The sequence below is a fragment of the Pseudomonas sp. CC11G genome, from assembly GCF_056174845.1.
Map to the genome: position 1 here is coordinate 71,035 of NZ_JBWBZC010000003.1, position 18,028 is coordinate 89,062.

At 63.9% G+C, this 18,028-nt stretch carries 19 protein-coding genes and 1 pseudogene; all 20 read left to right on the forward strand.

From position 1 onward, the window contains the following. The first annotated feature begins 10 nt into the window (after nucleotides 1-10). A complete protein-coding gene (locus tag AC0V2S_RS05065; protein ID WP_475508783.1) occupies nucleotides 11-739 on the forward strand; it encodes a beta-ketoacyl synthase chain length factor in 729 nt (242 codons plus the stop codon). Then, on the forward strand, nucleotides 712-1,527 hold the full coding sequence (locus AC0V2S_RS05070; RefSeq protein WP_475508784.1) for a lysophospholipid acyltransferase family protein: 816 nt from the start codon (nucleotides 712-714) through the stop codon (nucleotides 1,525-1,527). The genes AC0V2S_RS05065 and AC0V2S_RS05070 overlap by 28 nt, the downstream gene beginning before the upstream one ends. Beyond that, nucleotides 1,502-1,762: a phosphopantetheine-binding protein gene (locus AC0V2S_RS05075; protein WP_108097831.1), complete on the forward strand. Its 261-nt coding sequence runs from the start codon at nucleotides 1,502-1,504 to the stop codon at nucleotides 1,760-1,762. Before AC0V2S_RS05070 ends, AC0V2S_RS05075 begins: the two co-directional genes overlap by 26 nt. Before the next feature lie 11 nt (nucleotides 1,763-1,773). Next, on the forward strand, nucleotides 1,774-2,031 hold the full coding sequence (locus AC0V2S_RS05080) for an acyl carrier protein (protein WP_475508785.1): 258 nt from the start codon (nucleotides 1,774-1,776) through the stop codon (nucleotides 2,029-2,031). Between the two features lie 10 nt (nucleotides 2,032-2,041). Continuing rightward, nucleotides 2,042-2,587, forward strand: coding sequence for a COG4648 family protein (locus AC0V2S_RS05085; RefSeq protein ID WP_475508786.1), 546 nt, complete (start codon nucleotides 2,042-2,044; stop codon nucleotides 2,585-2,587). Beyond that, nucleotides 2,584-4,269 carry an ApeI family dehydratase gene (locus AC0V2S_RS05090; RefSeq protein WP_475508787.1) on the forward strand — a complete coding sequence of 562 codons (1,686 nt, stop codon included), beginning with the start codon at nucleotides 2,584-2,586 and terminating at the stop codon, nucleotides 4,267-4,269. The genes AC0V2S_RS05085 and AC0V2S_RS05090 overlap by 4 nt, the downstream gene beginning before the upstream one ends. Continuing rightward, nucleotides 4,262-5,014, forward strand: coding sequence for a glycosyltransferase family 2 protein (locus tag AC0V2S_RS05095; protein WP_475508985.1), 753 nt, complete (start codon nucleotides 4,262-4,264; stop codon nucleotides 5,012-5,014). The genes AC0V2S_RS05090 and AC0V2S_RS05095 overlap by 8 nt, the downstream gene beginning before the upstream one ends. After that, the gene (locus tag AC0V2S_RS05100; protein WP_475508788.1) at nucleotides 5,011-5,934 is read left to right on the forward strand and encodes an LpxL/LpxP family acyltransferase; all 924 of its coding nucleotides are present in this window, start codon (nucleotides 5,011-5,013) and stop codon (nucleotides 5,932-5,934) included. The genes AC0V2S_RS05095 and AC0V2S_RS05100 overlap by 4 nt, the downstream gene beginning before the upstream one ends. Further along, complete coding sequence (locus AC0V2S_RS05105; protein ID WP_475508789.1) at nucleotides 5,927-7,471, forward strand: HAL/PAL/TAL family ammonia-lyase; 1,545 nt, start codon at nucleotides 5,927-5,929, stop codon at nucleotides 7,469-7,471. The genes AC0V2S_RS05100 and AC0V2S_RS05105 overlap by 8 nt, the downstream gene beginning before the upstream one ends. Beyond that, a complete protein-coding gene (locus AC0V2S_RS05110) occupies nucleotides 7,464-7,889 on the forward strand; it encodes an acyl-CoA thioesterase (protein ID WP_475508790.1) in 426 nt (141 codons plus the stop codon). Before AC0V2S_RS05105 ends, AC0V2S_RS05110 begins: the two co-directional genes overlap by 8 nt. After that, a complete protein-coding gene (locus AC0V2S_RS05115) occupies nucleotides 7,886-8,479 on the forward strand; it encodes an outer membrane lipoprotein carrier protein LolA (RefSeq protein WP_475508791.1) in 594 nt (197 codons plus the stop codon). Before AC0V2S_RS05110 ends, AC0V2S_RS05115 begins: the two co-directional genes overlap by 4 nt. Beyond that, complete coding sequence (locus AC0V2S_RS05120; protein WP_475508792.1) at nucleotides 8,463-10,799, forward strand: MMPL family transporter; 2,337 nt, start codon at nucleotides 8,463-8,465, stop codon at nucleotides 10,797-10,799. The genes AC0V2S_RS05115 and AC0V2S_RS05120 overlap by 17 nt, the downstream gene beginning before the upstream one ends. Beyond that, on the forward strand, nucleotides 10,796-11,953 hold the full coding sequence (locus AC0V2S_RS05125; RefSeq protein ID WP_475508793.1) for a sodium:proton antiporter: 1,158 nt from the start codon (nucleotides 10,796-10,798) through the stop codon (nucleotides 11,951-11,953). Before AC0V2S_RS05120 ends, AC0V2S_RS05125 begins: the two co-directional genes overlap by 4 nt. Further along, nucleotides 11,940-13,177 (forward strand): annotated as a pseudogene (locus tag AC0V2S_RS05130) (NAD(P)/FAD-dependent oxidoreductase). The gene AC0V2S_RS05125 and the pseudogene AC0V2S_RS05130 overlap by 14 nt, the downstream one beginning before the upstream one ends. 19 nt (nucleotides 13,178-13,196) lie before the next feature. Further along, entirely contained in the window at nucleotides 13,197-13,937 is a 741-nt protein-coding gene (locus AC0V2S_RS05135; protein ID WP_475508794.1) for a class I SAM-dependent methyltransferase, read from the forward strand. 8 nt (nucleotides 13,938-13,945) lie between these two features. Next, nucleotides 13,946-14,437, forward strand: a complete 492-nt coding sequence (locus AC0V2S_RS05140; RefSeq protein ID WP_475508795.1) for a DUF3261 domain-containing protein — start codon at nucleotides 13,946-13,948, stop codon at nucleotides 14,435-14,437. Continuing rightward, nucleotides 14,434-15,612, forward strand: coding sequence for a beta-ketoacyl-[acyl-carrier-protein] synthase family protein (locus tag AC0V2S_RS05145; protein ID WP_475508796.1), 1,179 nt, complete (start codon nucleotides 14,434-14,436; stop codon nucleotides 15,610-15,612). Before AC0V2S_RS05140 ends, AC0V2S_RS05145 begins: the two co-directional genes overlap by 4 nt. Further along, nucleotides 15,609-16,064 carry a hotdog family protein gene (locus AC0V2S_RS05150; RefSeq protein ID WP_475508797.1) on the forward strand — a complete coding sequence of 152 codons (456 nt, stop codon included), beginning with the start codon at nucleotides 15,609-15,611 and terminating at the stop codon, nucleotides 16,062-16,064. The genes AC0V2S_RS05145 and AC0V2S_RS05150 overlap by 4 nt, the downstream gene beginning before the upstream one ends. Further along, nucleotides 16,057-16,785, forward strand: a complete 729-nt coding sequence (locus tag AC0V2S_RS05155; protein ID WP_475508798.1) for a 3-ketoacyl-ACP reductase FabG2 — start codon at nucleotides 16,057-16,059, stop codon at nucleotides 16,783-16,785. Before AC0V2S_RS05150 ends, AC0V2S_RS05155 begins: the two co-directional genes overlap by 8 nt. Continuing rightward, nucleotides 16,785-18,011: a beta-ketoacyl-ACP synthase gene (locus AC0V2S_RS05160; protein ID WP_475508799.1), complete on the forward strand. Its 1,227-nt coding sequence runs from the start codon at nucleotides 16,785-16,787 to the stop codon at nucleotides 18,009-18,011. The genes AC0V2S_RS05155 and AC0V2S_RS05160 overlap by 1 nt, the downstream gene beginning before the upstream one ends. The last annotated feature ends 17 nt before the right edge of the window (nucleotides 18,012-18,028 follow it).

The window sequence follows — 18,028 nt, forward strand, 5'->3', positions numbered from 1 at the left end:
AAAGCAGCCGATGCATTTTTCAATCGATCAATGGCGCGCCTGGGCCCCCGGCCTGGAAGACTCAAGCGACTGGCAGGCATGGAGCCAACAGTCCGAGCCGCTTGCCGTCAGCGATTCGTTGCCCGACGTTAATTTTCTCCCGGCCATGCAACGCCGCCGTCTCAGCCCCCTGGCGCGGATGGCCTTCAGCGTGGCCTGGCCGCTGGCCGACGCCCATGGCGCGCCGCTGCCGCTGGTGTTCATGTCGCGCCACGGCGAAACCCCACGCACCTTTGCCTTGCTGAGCGATGTCAGCGCCCAGGCACCGTTATCGCCCACCCAATTCAGCCTCTCGGTGCATAACGCCATCATCGGCCAGTGGTCGATCATGCGCGGCGACACCAGCGAAATGACCGCCCTGGCCGGCGAAGGCGATGGCCTGGAGCACGCCGTGCTCGAAGCGCAGCTGCTGCTGGCCGAAGGCGCGCCGGCGGTGTTGCTGGTCATTGCCGAAGACACCCCGCCCGCCGCCTACGCGCCGTGGATTACCGATGTGCCCTTCCCTTACGCCGTTGCGCTGTTGCTAAAGCCCGGCCGGGACTGGCACCTGAACCTGCAAGAAACCGCATCATCTGCCGATACAGCCACCGCAGAGTGGCCGCACGCACTTAACCTGGTTCGCGCCCTTAGTGGCGGCGCAACCTCCCTGGAGCATCGTTGGAGGAGTCGACAATGGAGCTGGCAACAGAACAGCGCCTGAGCCGTTACAGCGCGCCCTATTGGTGGCGCCTGATCGCCACCGCCCTGAGCTTTACGCTGTTCGGCGTGGGCGGCGTGTTTTTGCGCATCGTGGTTTTCCCGCTGCTGTCCTTGCTGCCGGGTGATGCCGTGGCCCGGCGTACCCGCGCCCGCGCGACCGTGAGCTGGACCTTCCGCGCCTTCGTCGAATTTATGCACCGCACCGGCGTGCTGACCTTCGAAGTGCAAGGCATCGAGCGCCTCGGCCGCCCGGGGCAGATCGTGATCGCCAACCACCCCTCGCTCATCGATGTGGTGGTGCTCATCGCCTTTATCCGCGATGCCAACTGCGTGGTGAAACAAAGCCTGTGGGACAACCCGTGCATGCGTGGGCCGATTCGCGCTGCCGAGTACATCAGCAACAGCGGCAGCATGGACATGCTCGACGAAACCTCCGACGCCCTGCGCGGCGGCCAGACCCTGATCGTGTTCCCCGAAGGCACCCGCACCACGCCCGGCCAGCCGCCCGAGTTTCACCGCGGCGCAGCGGCCATTGCCCTGCGCGGCGCGCGCATCGTTACCCCGGTGGTGATCAGCGTTACCCCCACCACCCTGACCAAGGCCGAGCCCTGGTGCCGCATTCCGTCGCGGCGCTTTCACTTTGAAATGCGCGTCGGCGAGGATATCGACCCGCAGCAGTTCAGCGCGCACAGTTCGGCGCCTATCGCCTCGCGCAAGCTGAACGAACACCTGCACCACCACTTTATTAAGGAGCTCGCCAAAGATGAGCGATCTGCAGCTAGAGATTAAAAACCTGATCATCGAGGCCCTGGGCCTTGAAGACATCGGCCCCGACGATATCGACGCCGACATGGCCCTGTTCGGCGAAGGCCTCGGGCTGGATTCGGTAGACGCCCTGGAACTGGGCCTGGCCATTCAGAAGCGCTTCGGTTTCAAGATCGACGCCGATGCCAAAGACACCCGCAAGCATTTTGCCAACGTGGCCAGCCTCGCTGTGTTCGTGTCCGCACAGCAAGCCGCGTAAGAGAGAACACCATGCAAAACCGTGACGAAATTTTCAGCACCCTGCGCGACTCGCTGGTTGAACTGTTCGAACTCGAACCCGAGCGCGTAACCCTGGAAGCCAACCTGTACCAGGACCTGGAAATCGACAGCATCGACGCGGTCGATCTCATCGACCACATCAAGCGCAAAACCGGCAAGAAACTCGCCGCCGAAGACTTCAAGGCCGTGCGTACGGTCGGTGACGTGGTCGAGGCGGTCTTCCGCCTGGTCAACGCTCCCGCCGCTTGATGAGCCGGGTATGAACCGCCTGATTGGCCTGGTGCTGCTGGTGGCCGGGCTCGCCTACCCCTTTGCCGTGTATTACGGCCACCAACACCTGGCACCGCGCTTTTTCGCGTTGCTGCTGGGTGGCTTGTGGCTGGCGCGCTTTTTAACTCAGGGCAACAAGCCGGGTAGCCGCGGCATGGCCATCGCCGCCTTGAGTTTCTGTGTGCTGCTGGGTGTGGTCGACAGCCCTACCCTGCTGCGCTGGTACCCGGCGCTGATCAGCCTGTTTGGCCTGGCTCTGTTCGGCCTGAGCCTGAAGTTCGGCCCGCCGATGGTGGAGCGCCTGGCGCGCCTGCGCGAGCCGGAGTTGCCCGAGGTGGCGATTGCCTACACGCGGCAGGTGACCAAAGTGTGGGTGGGTTTCTTTCTGTTCAATGCCGTGCTGGTGAGCGCGCTGACCCTGTGGGCACCCATCAGTTGGTGGACGCTGTACACCGGGGTGATTTCCTACGTTTTGATGGGCATGTTGTTCGCCGGTGAATGGCTGGTGCGCCAACGTGTGCGAGGCCATGTATGAGTAAGTGGATTGACCTGCAACACCTGCTCAGCCCTGCGCTGGCGCGCCCGGTCACGATTGAACCGGCGCTGTCCCATGCCGACCTCTGCCTACAGGCGCTAAGCCTGGCCGCCGGCCTGCAAGCGCGCGGCGTTCGCAACCTGGCGGTGCACCTGGAAGACAGCGGCGAGCTGGCCATTGCCCTGCTCGGCGCCTGGCGTGCCGGCGTGCGTGTACTGCTGCCGGCCGACTTGCAGGCGCAGAGCCGCGAGCGCCTGACCCCGCATGTCGACCTGTGGATAAGTGAGCAGGACGGCGATGCACGCCTGGCCGAGTTGTATGCCGAACCGCTGCCAGCGGCCGAGCTGGACCTCGATTTCATCGGCCTGACGCTGTGCACCTCCGGCTCCAGCGGCGAGCCCAAGCTGATCGATAAAACCCTGCGCCAGATGCACGCTGAAGTGCTTGGTCTGCAAGCGCTGTGGGGCGAGGAACTGGGCGATGCGGTGATCGTCGGCAGCGTGGCCGCGCAGCATATCTATGGCCTGCTATTCCGCGTGTTGTGGCCGCTGTGTGCCGGCCGGGTATTTATCCGCCGCGCCCAGCCGTTTCCGGAAGACCTGCAACGCTGGAGCCTGGCCCAGCCAAACTTCGCCTGGATCGCCAGCCCGGCGCTGCTCAAGCGCATGGGCGACAACCTCGACTGGCAAGCCCTGGGGCGGGTGCGTCGGGTGTTTTCCTCCGGCGGCGCGCTGCCGGCCGACACGGCGGCGCAGTTGGGCGACTTGCTCGGCCAGGTGCCGACCGAAATCTTCGGCAGCTCGGAAACCGGCGGCATCGCCTGGCGTCAGGGCGGTTCGCTGTGGCAGCCGTTTGCCGATGTCGAGGTGGGTTTGAACGATGAAGGCGCGCTGTTTATCCGCTCGCCGTACCTCGCCCCCGGCCACACCGAGCAGACCGCTGACGGCGCCACGCTTAACGCTGACGGCCGCTTCGAGCTGCTCGGGCGCCTGGACCGCATCGTCAAACTGGAAGAAAAACGCATCTCCCTGCCCATGCTTGAGCAGGCGCTGGCCAGTCACCCGTGGGTGGCGGACGCGCGCTTTGGCGTGGTGCAAGACAAACGCGCCTACCTCGGCGCGCTGGTCGCCCTGAACGATGCCGGCCTGCATGCCCTGCGCAACCAAGGGCGCCGCGCCGTTACCGACAGCCTGCGTCAGCACCTGAGCCCGCATTGCATTGCGCTGGCCCTGCCACGTCGCTGGCGGCTGGTGCGTCATCTGCCGCTCAATGCCCAGGGCAAGCTGCCCCAGGCGGTGCTGGAACAAGCGCTTTACGCACCGCGCACGCTGCTGCCGGAAGTGGTCAGCCAACGCGAAGAAAACGGCGAGTGGCACCTGGAGCTGGACGTGCCACTGGACCTCGCGCACTTCAGCGGCCACTTCCCGAAAACGCCGATTCTGCCTGGTGTGGTGCAAGTCGATTGGGCGCAAACCCTGGCCCATGGCCTGATGGATTTACCGCCGCGGTTCTGCGGCATGGAAGTGCTGAAGTTCCAGCAACTGGCCCGCCCCGGTGACCGCCTGCAACTGCACCTGCGGTTTGATGCCGAGCGCGGCAAGTTGTATTTCAGCTACCGCAATGGCGAGGCTGCCTGCTCGTCTGGGCGCATTCTGCTGGAGGCCGCGCGTGTCGTTGCCTGACGCCCCAGCCGCGCACCGCGTGTGCGCCGTGATTCCCGTGTACAACCACGAGCACGCCCTGCCCGCCGTGGTGGACGCCCTGCGCGCCGCTGGCTTGCCGTGTGTGCTGGTCAACGATGCCTCCAGCCCGGAATGCACCGTGGTAATCGACCAATTGGGCGAGCAGGCCGACACCTATGTCGTGCATCTGCCGGTCAACCAGGGCAAAGGCGGCGCGGTGATGGCCGGCCTGCGCGAAGCGGCCAATCTGGGCTTTAGCCATGCGCTGCAAGTGGACGCCGATGGCCAGCACGACCTGGAAAATCTGCGCATTTTTCTGCAGCAGTCCGCCGCGCAACCCAACACCCTGATTTGCGGTTATCCACAGTACGACCACAGCGTGCCCAAGGGCCGTTTGTATGCCCGTTACCTCACCCATGTGTGGGTGTGGATCAACAGCCTGTCGCTGCAAATTCGCGACTCCATGTGCGGCTTTCGCATCTACCCGCTGACGCCGACCCTGGCGCTGATCAACGCGGTGAACATCGGCAAGCGCATGGATTTTGATACCGAGATTCTGGTGCGCCTGAGCTGGCGCAACCAACCCATGAGCTGGCTGCCGATCAAGGTGCATTACCCGCAGGACGGCCTGTCGCATTTCCGCCTGCTGCTGGACAACGTGCTGATCTCGAAAATGCACGCCAAACTGTTCTTCGGCATGCTCTGGCGCTCGCCGGTCATTCTGGCCAAGAGGGTGTTCGCATGAGCAGCGAGCACTGGGCCAAGCACAACGAGCGCGGCAGCTACCTGCTGATGAGCGTGACAGCATGGCTGGCGCGCAACCTCGGGCGCCGCGTACTGAGCCCGCTGCTGCATGTGATCGTGCTGTATTTCTATGTGGCCGGGCGCAGTGCGCGGCACAGCGTGCGCGAGTACCAGCAGCGCCTGGCCAGCTGGAGCGGGCGGTCTGAATTGCAGCCAACCCGGCGCTCGGTGTTCAACCAATTTATGGCCTTCGCCGACACCCTGCTCGACAAGCTCGATGTGTGGAGCGGGCGCCTGGGGCTGGAGCAGATCACCCTGCTCGACGCCGACGATATTCGCGGCAAGCTGCACCGCGAAAAACGCGGGCAGATGCTGGTAGGCGCGCACCTGGGCAACCTCGAAGTCTGTCGCGCCCTGGCCGAACTCGGCGAGAAAGTGCAGATGAATGTGCTGGTGCACACCAAGCACGCCGAGCAGTTCAACCGCCTGCTGAACCAGGCCGGCGCCACCCATTTGCGCCTGATTCAGGTCAGCGAGCTGGACGCTGGCATCATGCTGCAACTTAGCCAGCGCCTGGAGCGCGGCGAGTGGCTGGCGATTGCCGGCGACCGCGTGCCGCTGCATGGCGGGCGCCGCGCCCGGGTGGATTTTCTCGGTGCCCCGGCCGAACTGCCGCAAGGCCCGTGGCTGTTGGCCGGCCTGCTGCAATGCCCGATCAATTTGCTCTTCTGTCTCAAACTCAACGGCCGCTACCAGGTCACCCTGGAACCTTTCGCCGAGCGCATTGAATGGCGCCGAAGCGAACGCGACCAGGTGATCGAGCGCCACGCCCAAGCGTATGCCGAGCGGCTGGCGCACTACTGCCTCAAGGCGCCGCAGCAATGGTTCAACTTCTTCCCTTTCTGGATTGCCCATGACTAACACGCACGCCCCCACCGTCGTGTTCGGCGCCCAACCGCTTAGCATCGAGCAAGTGGTCAGCCTGGCCGAACAACGCAGCCCGACCGCCCTGCAAAGCGACAGCGCGTTCCGCCAGCGCATTGCCAAAGGCGCGCAGTTTCTTGACTCGCTGCTGGACAAGGAAGGCGTGATCTACGGCGTCACCACCGGCTACGGCGACTCCTGCGTGGTGGCCGTGCCGCTGGAGCATGTGGAGGCCCTGCCGCAACACCTGTTCACCTTCCACGGCTGCGGCCTGGGCAAACTGCTCGACCCGGTAGCCACCCGTGCGGTGCTGGCGGCGCGGTTGCAGTCGCTGTGCCAGGGCGTTTCCGGTGTGCGTGTTGAGCTGCTGGAACGCCTGCAAGCCTTCCTCGACCACGACGTTCTGCCGCTGATTCCCGAAGAAGGCTCGGTGGGCGCCAGCGGCGACTTGACCCCGCTCTCCTATGTGGCCGCCACCCTCACCGGCGTGCGCGACGTGCTCTACAAAGGTGAAGTGCGCAGCGCTGCCGACGTGCATGCCGAGCTGGATTGGCAACCGCTGACCCTGCGCCCGAAAGAAGCCCTGGCCTTGATGAACGGCACCGCCGTGATGACCGGCCTGGCATGCCTGGCGTATTCGCGCGCCGACTACCTGCTGCAACTGGCTACGCGCATCACCGCGCTGAACGTCGTCGCACTGCAAGGCAACCCGGAGCACTTCGACGAGCGCCTGTTTGCCGCCAAGCCGCATCCGGGGCAAACCCAGGTGGCCGCCTGGTTGCGCAAAGACCTGGCCATCGACGCACCGACCGCGCCGCTGCATCGCCTGCAAGACCGCTACTCGCTGCGCTGCGCGCCGCACGTGCTCGGCGTGCTGGCCGACAGCCTGGGCTGGCTGCGCCAGTTCATCGAAATCGAGCTGAACAGCGCCAACGACAACCCGATCATCGACGCCGAAGCCGAACGCGTGCTGCACGGCGGGCACTTCTATGGTGGGCATATCGCCTTTGCCATGGACGGTCTGAAAAACCTGGTGGCCAACGTCGCCGACCTGCTCGACCGTCAGCTCGCCCTGCTGGTCGACACCCGCTATAACCACGGCCTGCCGAGCAACCTCTCCGGCGCACCGGCGCACACCGCCATGATCAACCACGGCTTCAAGGCCGTGCAGATCGGCGCCAGTGCCTGGACCGCCGAGGCGCTGAAAAACAGCATGCCGGCCAGCGTGTTCTCGCGCTCCACCGAATGCCATAACCAGGACAAAGTGAGCATGGGCACCATCGCCGCGCGCGATGCCCTGCGCAGCCTGGAGCTGACCGAACAGGTGGCCGCCGCCACCCTCATCGCCGCCAATCAGGGCGTATGGCTGCGTGGCCACGAAGAAGACGCGCGGCCGCTGCCGCCGTCCTTGGCCGCCATGCACCAGCAACTGGGCGAAGACTTCCCGCCGGTGATCGAAGACCGCGCGCTGGAGCGTGAACTGCGCCTGTGCCTGACCCGCATCCGCAGCCGCCATTGGAGCCTGTATGCGTAGCAATGGGGTGATTCAGGCCGAGGTGGAAGTGCTCGTGCCGTTCTTCGACGTCGACATGATGGAAGTGGTCTGGCACGGCCACTACGTCAAATACCTGGAAGTGGCGCGCTGCGCCCTGCTGGACAAGATCGGTCATAACTACGCCAACATGCGCGACGCCGGTTACGCCTGGCCGATCATCGACCTGCAGCTGCGCTACATGCGCGGCGCCAAGTTCGGCCAGCGCCTGACGGTGCGTGCCGATCTGGTGGAGTGGGAGAACCGCCTGAAGATCAATTACCTGATCACCGATGCCGCAACGGGCGAGCGCATGACCCGCGCCAGCAGCGTGCAGGTGGCTGTGGAAATCGCCAGCCTGGAAATGCAGCTGGCCTCCCCCACCGTGTTCGTTCAAGCCGTGGAGCGCGCCATCGCATGAAACGCTTTCTTGCCCTGCTGCTGACCCTGGCGCTAGCGCCACTGGCGCACGCGTTCGACCTCGATCAGTTGGCCGCCCAGTTGGCCAAACCCGCCGTGGTGCGTGGCCCGTTTATTCAGGAAAAACACCTGCGCGCGCTGCCCAAGCCGCTGACCAGCACCGGCCAGTTTGTGCTGAGCCGCGACCTCGGCCTGCTCTGGCTGCTGGAAAAACCGCTGCAACAGGACTACCGCATCGACGGCAACGGCATCGCCAAACGCACGCCGCAAGGCTGGCAGCAGGTGCCGCAACAGAACGCCAGCGCGCAGCAAAACCGCCTGTTTCTCGCCGTGCTCAAAGGCGACAGCAGCGGCCTGCGCCAGGACTTCGAGCTGACACTAACCGGCGAAGCCAACGCCTGGACGCTCGACCTGGTGCCGCGCAGCCTGCTGCTCAAGCAGATATTCACCGCTATCCAGATTTCCGGTGGCGAGCAGGTGGCGCGAATCGAACTGCGCGAAACCCAGGGCGACAGCACGGTGCTACGCCTGACCGACAGCCACGCCGACAGCCAGCTCAGTGACACGGACCGTCATGCTTTCGCGGATTGAGCACTGGGGCCCACGGCTCTTTACCGTCGCCCTGGTGGCCTTGCTGGCGCTCACCGCCTGGCAATGGCGCGCGGGCGCGCCGATCTCCGCCAACCTGCTGGAGCTGGTGCCCAGCGACACGCCGGATGTGCTGGAACAGCGCGCGGAAAAGATCATCGCCGAGCCGCTGAACCGCGAGTTGGTGTTGCTGATCAGCTTTCCCGATCGGCAGAAAACCCTGCGCCAGGCCGCCGTGATCGGCGCGCAATGGCAGCAGGAAAAACTGTTTGAAAAGGTGCAATGGGACGTCAACTACGACCTCGCCCAACTGCGCCAGCAACTGCTCGACAGCCGCCTGGCGCTGCTCGACACCCCGGACCGCCAGCTGCTTCAGCAAGACCCGCGCGCCTTTGTCGAACGCCGCGTGCAAGACCTCTTTGATCCGTTCCACAGCCAAGGCCTGCTCAGCACCGAACAGGACTGGCTAGGCCTGGGCGCACGCATCGAAAAAAGCCTGCCGCATTTTCATAACGTGCAGGTCGACCTGAGCGGCGCCTTGCTGGCCGAGAGCGAAGGCAAAACCTGGGCCTTGCTGCGCGCCCGCACCCGCGGTGATGCCTTCGACGGCAACCTGCCGCTGGCGGTGGAAACCCTGGTGGCCAACGCCCGCACCGACATCGAAGCGCAAGGCGGCGAACTGCTCGCCAGCAGCGGCCTGCTGTACTCGGCCCACGGCCAGCGCCAGGCCACCAGTGAAATCAGTTTTATGGGCAGCATTTCCAGCGTCGGCGCCTTGCTGCTGATGCTGTTGGCCTTCCGCCGGATGCGCGTGCTGATGGCCTTGCTGCCGGCCGCCATCGGCGTGCTCGCCGGACTGACCGCGACGGTGGCGGTGTTCGGCACCATCCATGTGCTGACCCTGGTGCTCGGCGCCAGCCTGATCGGCGTGGCCATCGACTACCCGCTGCACCTGCTGTCCAAAAGCTGGACGCTGCAACCGTGGAACAGTTGGAAAGCTCTGCGCGCCACCTTCCTCGGCCTGAGCCTGGGCCTGGCCACCAATGTCATCGGTTACCTGGCGCTAGCCTTTACGCCGTTCCCGGCGCTGAGCCAGGTGGCGATTTTCTCCTCGGCCGGGCTGCTCGGTTCCTACCTGTGTGCGGTGTGCCTGTTGCCGGCTTTGCTGGGCAAGGTGCAGATCGTGCCGTGGAACAAACCGTATGGCCTGGCCGAGCGCCTGCTCGATTGGCGCCGCCGGCTTTTGCTGCGTATAGGCACGCCGTGGCTGCTGCTGATTTTTCTGCTGTTCTGCGCCGCAGGCGTTTTCCAGCTCCAGCACAAAGACGACCTGCGCCAGTGGGCCAGTACGCCGCCGGCGCTGCTGCAACAGTCGATAGCCATCAGCAAAATCATCGGCTTTCAGCCCACCAGCCAGTTCTACCTGGTGCGCGGCAAAGACGAAGAGCAACTGCTGCAGCGCCAGCAGGTGCTGAGCGAACGTCTGGATACGCTGATTGCCGGCGGCCAGCTGAAAAACTATATGGCCCTGAGCCAACTGGTAGCGCCGGCCTCCGAACAGGCCAGCCTGCGTGCGTCGCTCGATCAAGTACCGGCGGCCAGTGAGGCCCTGCAAGCGCTTGGCGTTACCCGCGAGCAGGTGCAGGAAGAAGTGCGTCAGCTGCAGGCCCTGCCGGATCGCAACATCGAACAAAGCCTGGCCGGCACCCTCGGCGAGCCGTGGCGCAACCTGTGGCTGGGCAGCGACGGCGACGGCCAGGTGGCTGGGCTGGTGAGCCTGCAGGGCCTGAGCAACACCGATTTGCTGGCGGCCCAGGCAGACGGGTTGCCGGGGGTAAAACTGGTGGACCGCCTGGGCCAGTTGAACCGCCTGTTCGCCGCCACGCAGATCAGCGCGGCAGAATTGAAACTGGCTTCCTGCCTGCTGATTTTCGCCCTGCTCTGCCTGCCGTTCGGCCCGCGCGGCGCGGCGCGGGTATTGGCGGTGTCGCTGCTCGCCGCCTTGGCCAGCCTGGCTAGCCTCGGTTGGCTGGGCCAGCCGCTGACGCTGTTCAGCCTGTTCGGTTTGCTTCTGGTGACGGCCATCGGCGTGGACTACGCGATCATCATGCGTGAACGGGTGGGCGGTGCGGCCACCAGTTTGCTGGGGACGTTGCTGTCGGCGCTGACCACCTGGCTGTCCTTTGGTCTGTTGGCGCTGTCCAGCACGCCTGCGGTGAGTAACTTTGGCCTGACCATCAGCATCGGTCTGACCTTCAGTTTTCTGCTGTCGCCCTGGGCGGGTGAACACGACAGCCACCCGGATAAGGAACATCTGCCGTGAACGTTATTGTCTTCTGGTTACTGGCATTGGCCGTGTACGGCGCCGTTGCGCTACTCGGCCGTCAGCGCCTGATTCCCATCGTCGGCCAACTGCTGGTGGCGAGCATCGCCATTCCTGCGCTGCTGCTCGGCTGGGTGGAGCCGCACTGGCAACTGACTGCCAAAGACCTGCTGGCACCGACCTGGTTAAGCCTGCTGTACAACCTGAGTTTCGCCCTACTGCTGGGCTATATCCTCAGCGATGTGGTCGACCTTGAGGTGAGCAGTTCCAGCCTGAAAATCGCCCTGCCGAGTTTTCTCGTGCCGCTGCTGGCGGGCCTGGCGGCGGCGCTGTGGTTGCTGCCCGGTGAGCGCAGCTGGCTGAGCGCGATTGGCATCGGCCTGCTGTTTTCCATCACCGCGATTCCGGTGCTGTTTTTGTATTTGCAGAACATTCAGTACCCGCCCGAAGGCATCAAACGCCTGCTGCACGCGGCCATTCTGATGGACCTGATGTGCTGGAGCCTGTTCGGCCTGGCGCAAGGCAGCGCCGACCCGCATACCCTGCTGTGGCCGGTGCTCGCCGCCGCGTTGCCGCTGGTGTTGCACAAGCTGCTACGCCTGCGCCACGCGCTGTTTTACAGCCTGCCGTTCTTCGCCCTGATGCTGGTGTTCCAGCAGCTCAAGCTCAATGCCCTGGTGTTTGGCATCGGCTATATGCTGTGCCTGGCCTGGCTGAAACAACCCTTCGCCCTGCCCCTGCCGGCGCGCCAGTGGAAGCTGCTGCTCAACGGCCTGGCCATTCCGCTGATTCTTACCTGCGGCGTGCTGCGGGTGGATTTTCACGGCATCGGCGACAGCTATTCCTGGCTCAACCTGGGAGCCCTGTTGATGCTGCCGGTGTTGAGCAAACTGCTCGGCAGCTGGCTCGGTTTGCACTGGGCCATGCCCGGTGCCAGCCAGCGTCTGAAATGGTCGGAAAGTGTGCTGCTCAATATTCGCGGCCTGACCGAAGTGGTGTTCCTCAACCTGTTGCTGCAACTGCAACTGATCGACGCCCTGACCTATTTCAGCCTGCTGCTGATGAGCCTGTTTTCTACCCTGTTGCCGGCACTGTTGGGTGTGGGTAAACGCCGTATTTTTTCGCCTACAAGGAGGTCCCATGGTGTCGCTTGAAGTGGAACAGCGCCGCGTTCTGGTTATTGGCGCAGGTCCGTCGGGTGCTATCGCCGCGGCCTTGCTCAAACGCAACGGGCACGACGTGCTGATCATCGAGCGCCAGCAATTCCCGCGCTTCTCGATCGGCGAAAGCCTGTTGGCCCACTGCCTGGATTTTGTCGAAGAAGCCGGCATGCTCGAGGCCGTCGAAGCCGCTGGTTTCCAGCGCAAGAACGGCGCCGCATTTGCCTGGGGCGAGCGCCGTACGCATTTTGACTTCCGCGAAAAATTCACCGAGGCAAGGGCTGGACCTTCCAGGTGCAGCGCGCCACCTTCGACAAACTGCTGGCCGATCAGGCCGAATTGCAGGGCGTGGAAATCCGCTACGAAGAAGAAATCATCGCCACCGATTTCAGCGCCAAACCGACCGCCACCGTGCGCCGTCTGGATGGTAGCGAGTACCAGGTGCAGGCTGACTTCGTGCTCGACGCCAGCGGCTATGGCCGCGTGCTGCCGCGCTTGCTCGATCTGGAAGCGCCGTCGGCCTTCCCGGTGCGCCAGGCGCTATTTACCCATATCGAAGACCGCATCGACGACGCGACCTTCGACCGCGAAAAAATCCTCGTGACCACCCACCCGACCATGCGTGACGTATGGTTCTGGCTGATCCCGTTCAGCAACGGCCGTTGCTCGATGGGCGTAGTCGCCTCCAGCGAGCGCTACCAGGGCCGCCCGGAAGACCTGGAAGCTGCGCTGCGCAGCTTTATCGCCGAGACGCCAAGCCTGGGCAACCTGATCAAGAACGCCGTGTGGGACACCCCGGTGCGCAGCCTCGGTGGCTACTCGGCCAACGTCAAAACCTTGCACGGCGCGGGCTTTGCGCTGCTGGGCAATGCCGCTGAATTTCTCGACCCGGTGTTCTCCTCCGGCGTCACCATCGCCATGCGGTCGGCGAGCATGGCTGCCGGTTTGCTCAATCGTCAGTTGAATGGCGAGACGGTGGACTGGGAAGTGGAATTCGCCGCGCCACTGAAGCGCGGCGTGGATGCGTTCCGCGCGTATGTGGAAGGCTGGTACGACGAGAGCTTCCAGGACGTGATCTACCATCGCGGCAGCTCGCCGGAAATTCGCCGCATGATCAGCTCGATTCTTGCAGGCTACGCGTGGGACCTGAAAAACCCCTACGTCGCCGAGCCCAAGCGCCGCCTGCGGGTATTGGCCGAGCTTTGCGCCACCTCGTAACCAGACAGGAAGGGACGCCATGAATGCACCGATGCAGCCCGTGCCCCACAACCCGGCGGGCAACAAGTACGTCGAGGAAACCCGCTTCGGCTTCTGGTTTCTGCAGAGCCACGTATGGCAGCACCATGTGCTGCGCGTGGCGATCAACGACCTGAAAAACCTGCTCGGACAACCGCTGCCCGAAGGCGCGGTGCTGCTGGATGCCGGCTGCGGCCAGGGCAAGTCCTTTCGCCTGTTGCAGAACGCCTTTGCCCCGGCCCAGCTGTTGGGCCTGGATGCCGACCCGCACAGCCTGGTGATGAGCCGCGCTGAAGCTGAACGCGAAGGCTTGGCGGTGCAGCTGCACAGCAGCGACTGCGCGTCGATCCAGCTGCCGGACGCCAGCGTCGACGTGGTGTTTTGCCACCAGACCTTCCACCACCTGGTGGAACAGGAAGCGGCACTGGCCGAGTTCTGGCGGGTGCTCAAACCCGGTGGCTGGCTGCTGTTTGCCGAGTCGACCAAGTACTACATCGATACGTGGGTGATCCGCTGGCTGTTCCGCCACCCCATGCATGTGCAGCGTACCGCCGAGGAATATTTGCAGATGCTGCGTGACCAGGGCTTTGAATTCGGCCCAGAGAATGTCTCCTACCCGTACCTGTGGTGGAGCCGTTCCAGCGACTTCGGGTTGCTGGAGCGCTGGAAGCTGCTCAAGCCCAAGGCCGTGGGCCTGCGCAATGAAACCCTGGTTAACGCTGCTGTGCGCAAACCGTTGTGAATGCCCCTGTGATAAGCCGACTACTGCCCCTCTTCCTGCTGCTGTTGCTGAGCGCCTGCGCCCAGCAAGCGCCGCTGCCGGAAACACCGCCGCGCCTGGACCTGCCCATGCAATTGCATGTGCAGCGTGAACAGGCTGGGCAGACGCAAGACTGGCTCTTGGTGGTGCAACAGGAAGGGCCGGCGCTGCGTTGGTCGCTGATGGACCCAATGGGCATTCCGCTGGCCCGGCAACTGCTCACCGGCAACCAGTGGCAGAATGACGGCCTGCTGCCGCCCAACCCCGAGGCGCGCGAACTGTTCGCCGCCTTGCTGTTCGCCTTTACCCCGGCGGAACAGGTGCCCGCGCACTACCCCGGCGCCGATTGGCAGCAACACGGCCAACAGCGCTGGTTACGCGAAAGCGCCGGTACGCGTTGGCAGGTGATTTACGAAGAGCCCATGAATTTCCAGCTTCGCACCCAAGCGGGTCCGAACTACCGCGTCGAGATGTTGCCATGACTGCCTACCTCAATGCCCTGGGCCTGCTGTGCGCCCTGGGCAACGACAAACTCAAGGTGAGCGAGCGCCTGTTTGCCGGCGACACCAGCGGCATGCAGGTGCAAGCCGGCTGGGTGCCGGAGCGCCCGTTGCCGGTGGGCGCGGTGCAGGCCGAGTTACCGGTTTTGCACGGCGTGAGCACGGCACATAACACCCGCAATAACCAACTTTTGCTGGCCGCCGCGCAGCAGATCGAGGGCGATATTCAGCAGGCAATCGAACGCTATGGCCGTGCCCGTATCGGCGTGGTGCTCGGCACCAGCACCACCGGCATCGATGAAGCCACGCAAGGCATCCGCCGTTATCTGCAAGATGGCGTGTTTCCCGACAGCTACGACTACGGCCAACAGGAACTGGCCGCGCCGGCCGAGTTTCTCGCCGCGCAGCTCGATCTTGCCGGGCCGTGCTATGTGATTTCCACCGCCTGCACTTCCAGCGCCCGCGCACTGCTGAGCGCGCAGCGTTTGCTCAATAGCGGCCTATGCGATGCCGTGTTGTGTGGCGGCGTGGATTCGTTGTGCCAGCTGACGCTCAATGGCTTTGGCTCGCTGGAAGCGCTGTCGGATGAGCGCTGCAATCCGTTTTCGCGTAACCGCAGTGGGATCAACATCGGCGAGGCCGCCGCACTCTTCCTGATGAGTAAAACGCCGGCACCGATTGCCTTGCTCGGCGCCGCCGCCAACTCCGACGCTCACCATATTTCTGCGCCGGACCCCACCGGAAAAGGCGCCGAATTCGTCATGCGCCAGGCCTTGGCAAAAGCCAACCTGAACGCCGAAGACATCAGCTACTTGAACCTGCACGGCACCGCCACCCAACACAACGACGCCATGGAAAGCCTGGCCGTGGCCAACGTCTTCCCGGCCGGCGTGCTGTGCTCCTCGACCAAGGCTTTCACCGGCCACACCCTGGGCGCAGCCGGCGCGCTGGAGGCCGCCTTCTGCTGGCTGAGCCTCGCCGCCAAACGCTTGCCCCCGCACAGTTGGGATGGCCAGAGCGATGACCAATTGCCCGCCCTCTCGTTCACCGATAGCAACACCCACCTGAATGGCCCTGGCCCACACCGCATGATGAGCAACTCCTTCGCCTTTGGCGGCAACAACATCAGTTTGATCCTCGGGCAGGTGGACGTATGACGATTTGGCCGATTGCCGAATTGGTCCCGCACGCCGGTGACATGATTCTGGTGGACGAAGTGCTGAGCTTCGCCGACGAAGAAGTCACCACCCGTTTGCAGGTGCGCGCTGGCGGCCTGTTCAACCAGCCCGACGGCAGCTTGCCGGCCTGGGTCGGCATCGAGCTGATGGCGCAAAGCGTGGCCGCGTTTGCCGGCTGCCAGGCGCGTCAGGTTGGCCTGCCGGTGGAGCTGGGCTTTTTGCTCGGCACGCGTAATTACCAATGCAATGTCGAGGCGTTTCCGCTGGGTGCCGAGTTGCAGATTCACGCCCTGCGCTCGTTGCAAGATGACAACGGCATGGGCGTGTTCGAATGCCACCTGACCGGCCCCGGCATTCATGCCGAGGCGCGCCTCAATGTTTTCCGCCCACCGCACGTGGCCAGCTATCTGGAAGAACCCGCACATGACTGACACCATTCTGGTAACCGGCTCCAGCCGTGGCATCGGCCGCGCCATCGCCTTGCGTCTGGCCCGCGCCGGCTTCGACCTGGTGCTGCACTGCCGCAGCGGCCGTGCCGACGCAGAGGCGGTGCAAGCCGAAGTGGTCGCCCTCGGCCAGCAAGCGCGCATCCTGCAATTCGATGTAGCCGACCGCCCAGCCTGCCGGGAAATTCTCGAGGCCGATGTCGAAGCCAACGGCGCGTATTACGGCGTGGTGTGCAATGCCGGACTGACCCGCGATGGCGCCTTTCCGGCATTGAGCGAAGAAGACTGGGACGTGGTGCTGCGCACCAACCTCGACGGCTTTTACAACATCCTGCATCCGCTGGTCATGCCGATGGTTCGTCGTCGCAAGCCAGGGCGTATTGTCTGCATCACTTCGGTTTCCGGCATGATCGGCAACCGTGGCCAGGTGAACTACAGCGCCTCGAAAGCCGGCGTTATCGGCGCCGCCAAGGCGCTGGCCGTCGAACTGGGCAAACGCAAGATCACCGTGAACTGCGTCGCGCCGGGCCTGATCGACACAGCCATGCTCGACGACGATTTGCCGATTGAAGAAATGATGAAGATGATCCCCGCCCAACGTATGGGCACCCCGGAAGAAGTCGCTGGCGCGGTTAACTTTTTGATGTCGGACGAAGCTGCCTACATCACCCGCCAAGTGCTCGCGGTCAATGGAGGCCTGTGCTGATGAAACGCGTGGTAGTTACCGGCATGGCCGGCATCACATCCCTGGGCAGCGATTGGGCCAGCATCGAAGCCAACTTCAGCGCCAACAAGAGCGGCATTCGCCGCATGCATGAGTGGGATCGCTTCGCCGAACTGAACACCCGTCTGGCCGGCCCCATCGACGATTTCGTAGTACCCAAAACCTGGAACCGCAAACAATTGCGCAGCATGGGCCGGGTGTCGCGGCTGGTGGTGATGGCGGCGGAAAAAGCCCTGGCCCACGCCGGCCTGCTGGACGATGCAAGCATTCGCGATGGCCGCATGGGAGTTGCCTGCGGCTCGTCCACCGGCAGCACCGAAGAGATCAAAGCCTTCGGCAATATGCTGCTCAATTCGGTGGCTGACGGCCTGAACGCCAACTCGTATATCCGCATGATGCCGCACACCACGGCGGCGAATATCAGCATTTTCTTTGGCTTGAAAGGCCGTCTGATTCCCACCTCCAGCGCCTGCACCAGCGGTAGCCAGGGGATCGGTTATGCCTACGAAGCGATCAAGTTCGGCCGCCTGCCCATGATGCTCGCCGGCGGCGCCGAAGAGCTGTGCCCGACCGAAGCCATGGTGTTCGATGCGCTGTACGCCACCAGCCTGAAAAACGATGCCCCGCACACCTCGCCGCGCCCGTACGACAGCGGCCGCGACGGCCTGGTAATCGGTGAAGGCGCCGGCATGCTGGTGCTCGAAGAGCTGGAACACGCCAAGGCACGCGGCGCCACCATCTATGCCGAGATCGTTGGCTTTGGCTGCAACGCCGACGGCCAGCACGCCACCAAGCCCGAGCAAGTCACCATGCGCGGCGCGATGGAACTGGCCCTGCAAGATGCCAACCTCGACCCACACGCCATCGGCTACGTAAACGGCCACGGCACCGCCACCGAGCAAGGCGATATCGCCGAAACCCACGCCACCGCCAGCCTGTTCGGCTCGGGCATGGCCATCAGCTCGCAGAAAAGCTACCTGGGTCACACCCTGGGCGCGTGTGGGGCACTGGAGTCGTGGTTCAGCATCGAAATGCTCAACAGCGACCGTTATATCCACACCCTGAACCTCGACACCGTTGACCCGCAGTGCGCCGAGTTGGACTACCTGCGCGGCGAACCGCGGCAGATGAACAACGAATTCGTGATGAACAACAATTTTGCGTTTGGTGGGGTCAATACCTCGTTGATCTTCCGCCGCTGGAAGTGATTACACCCAGATAAAAA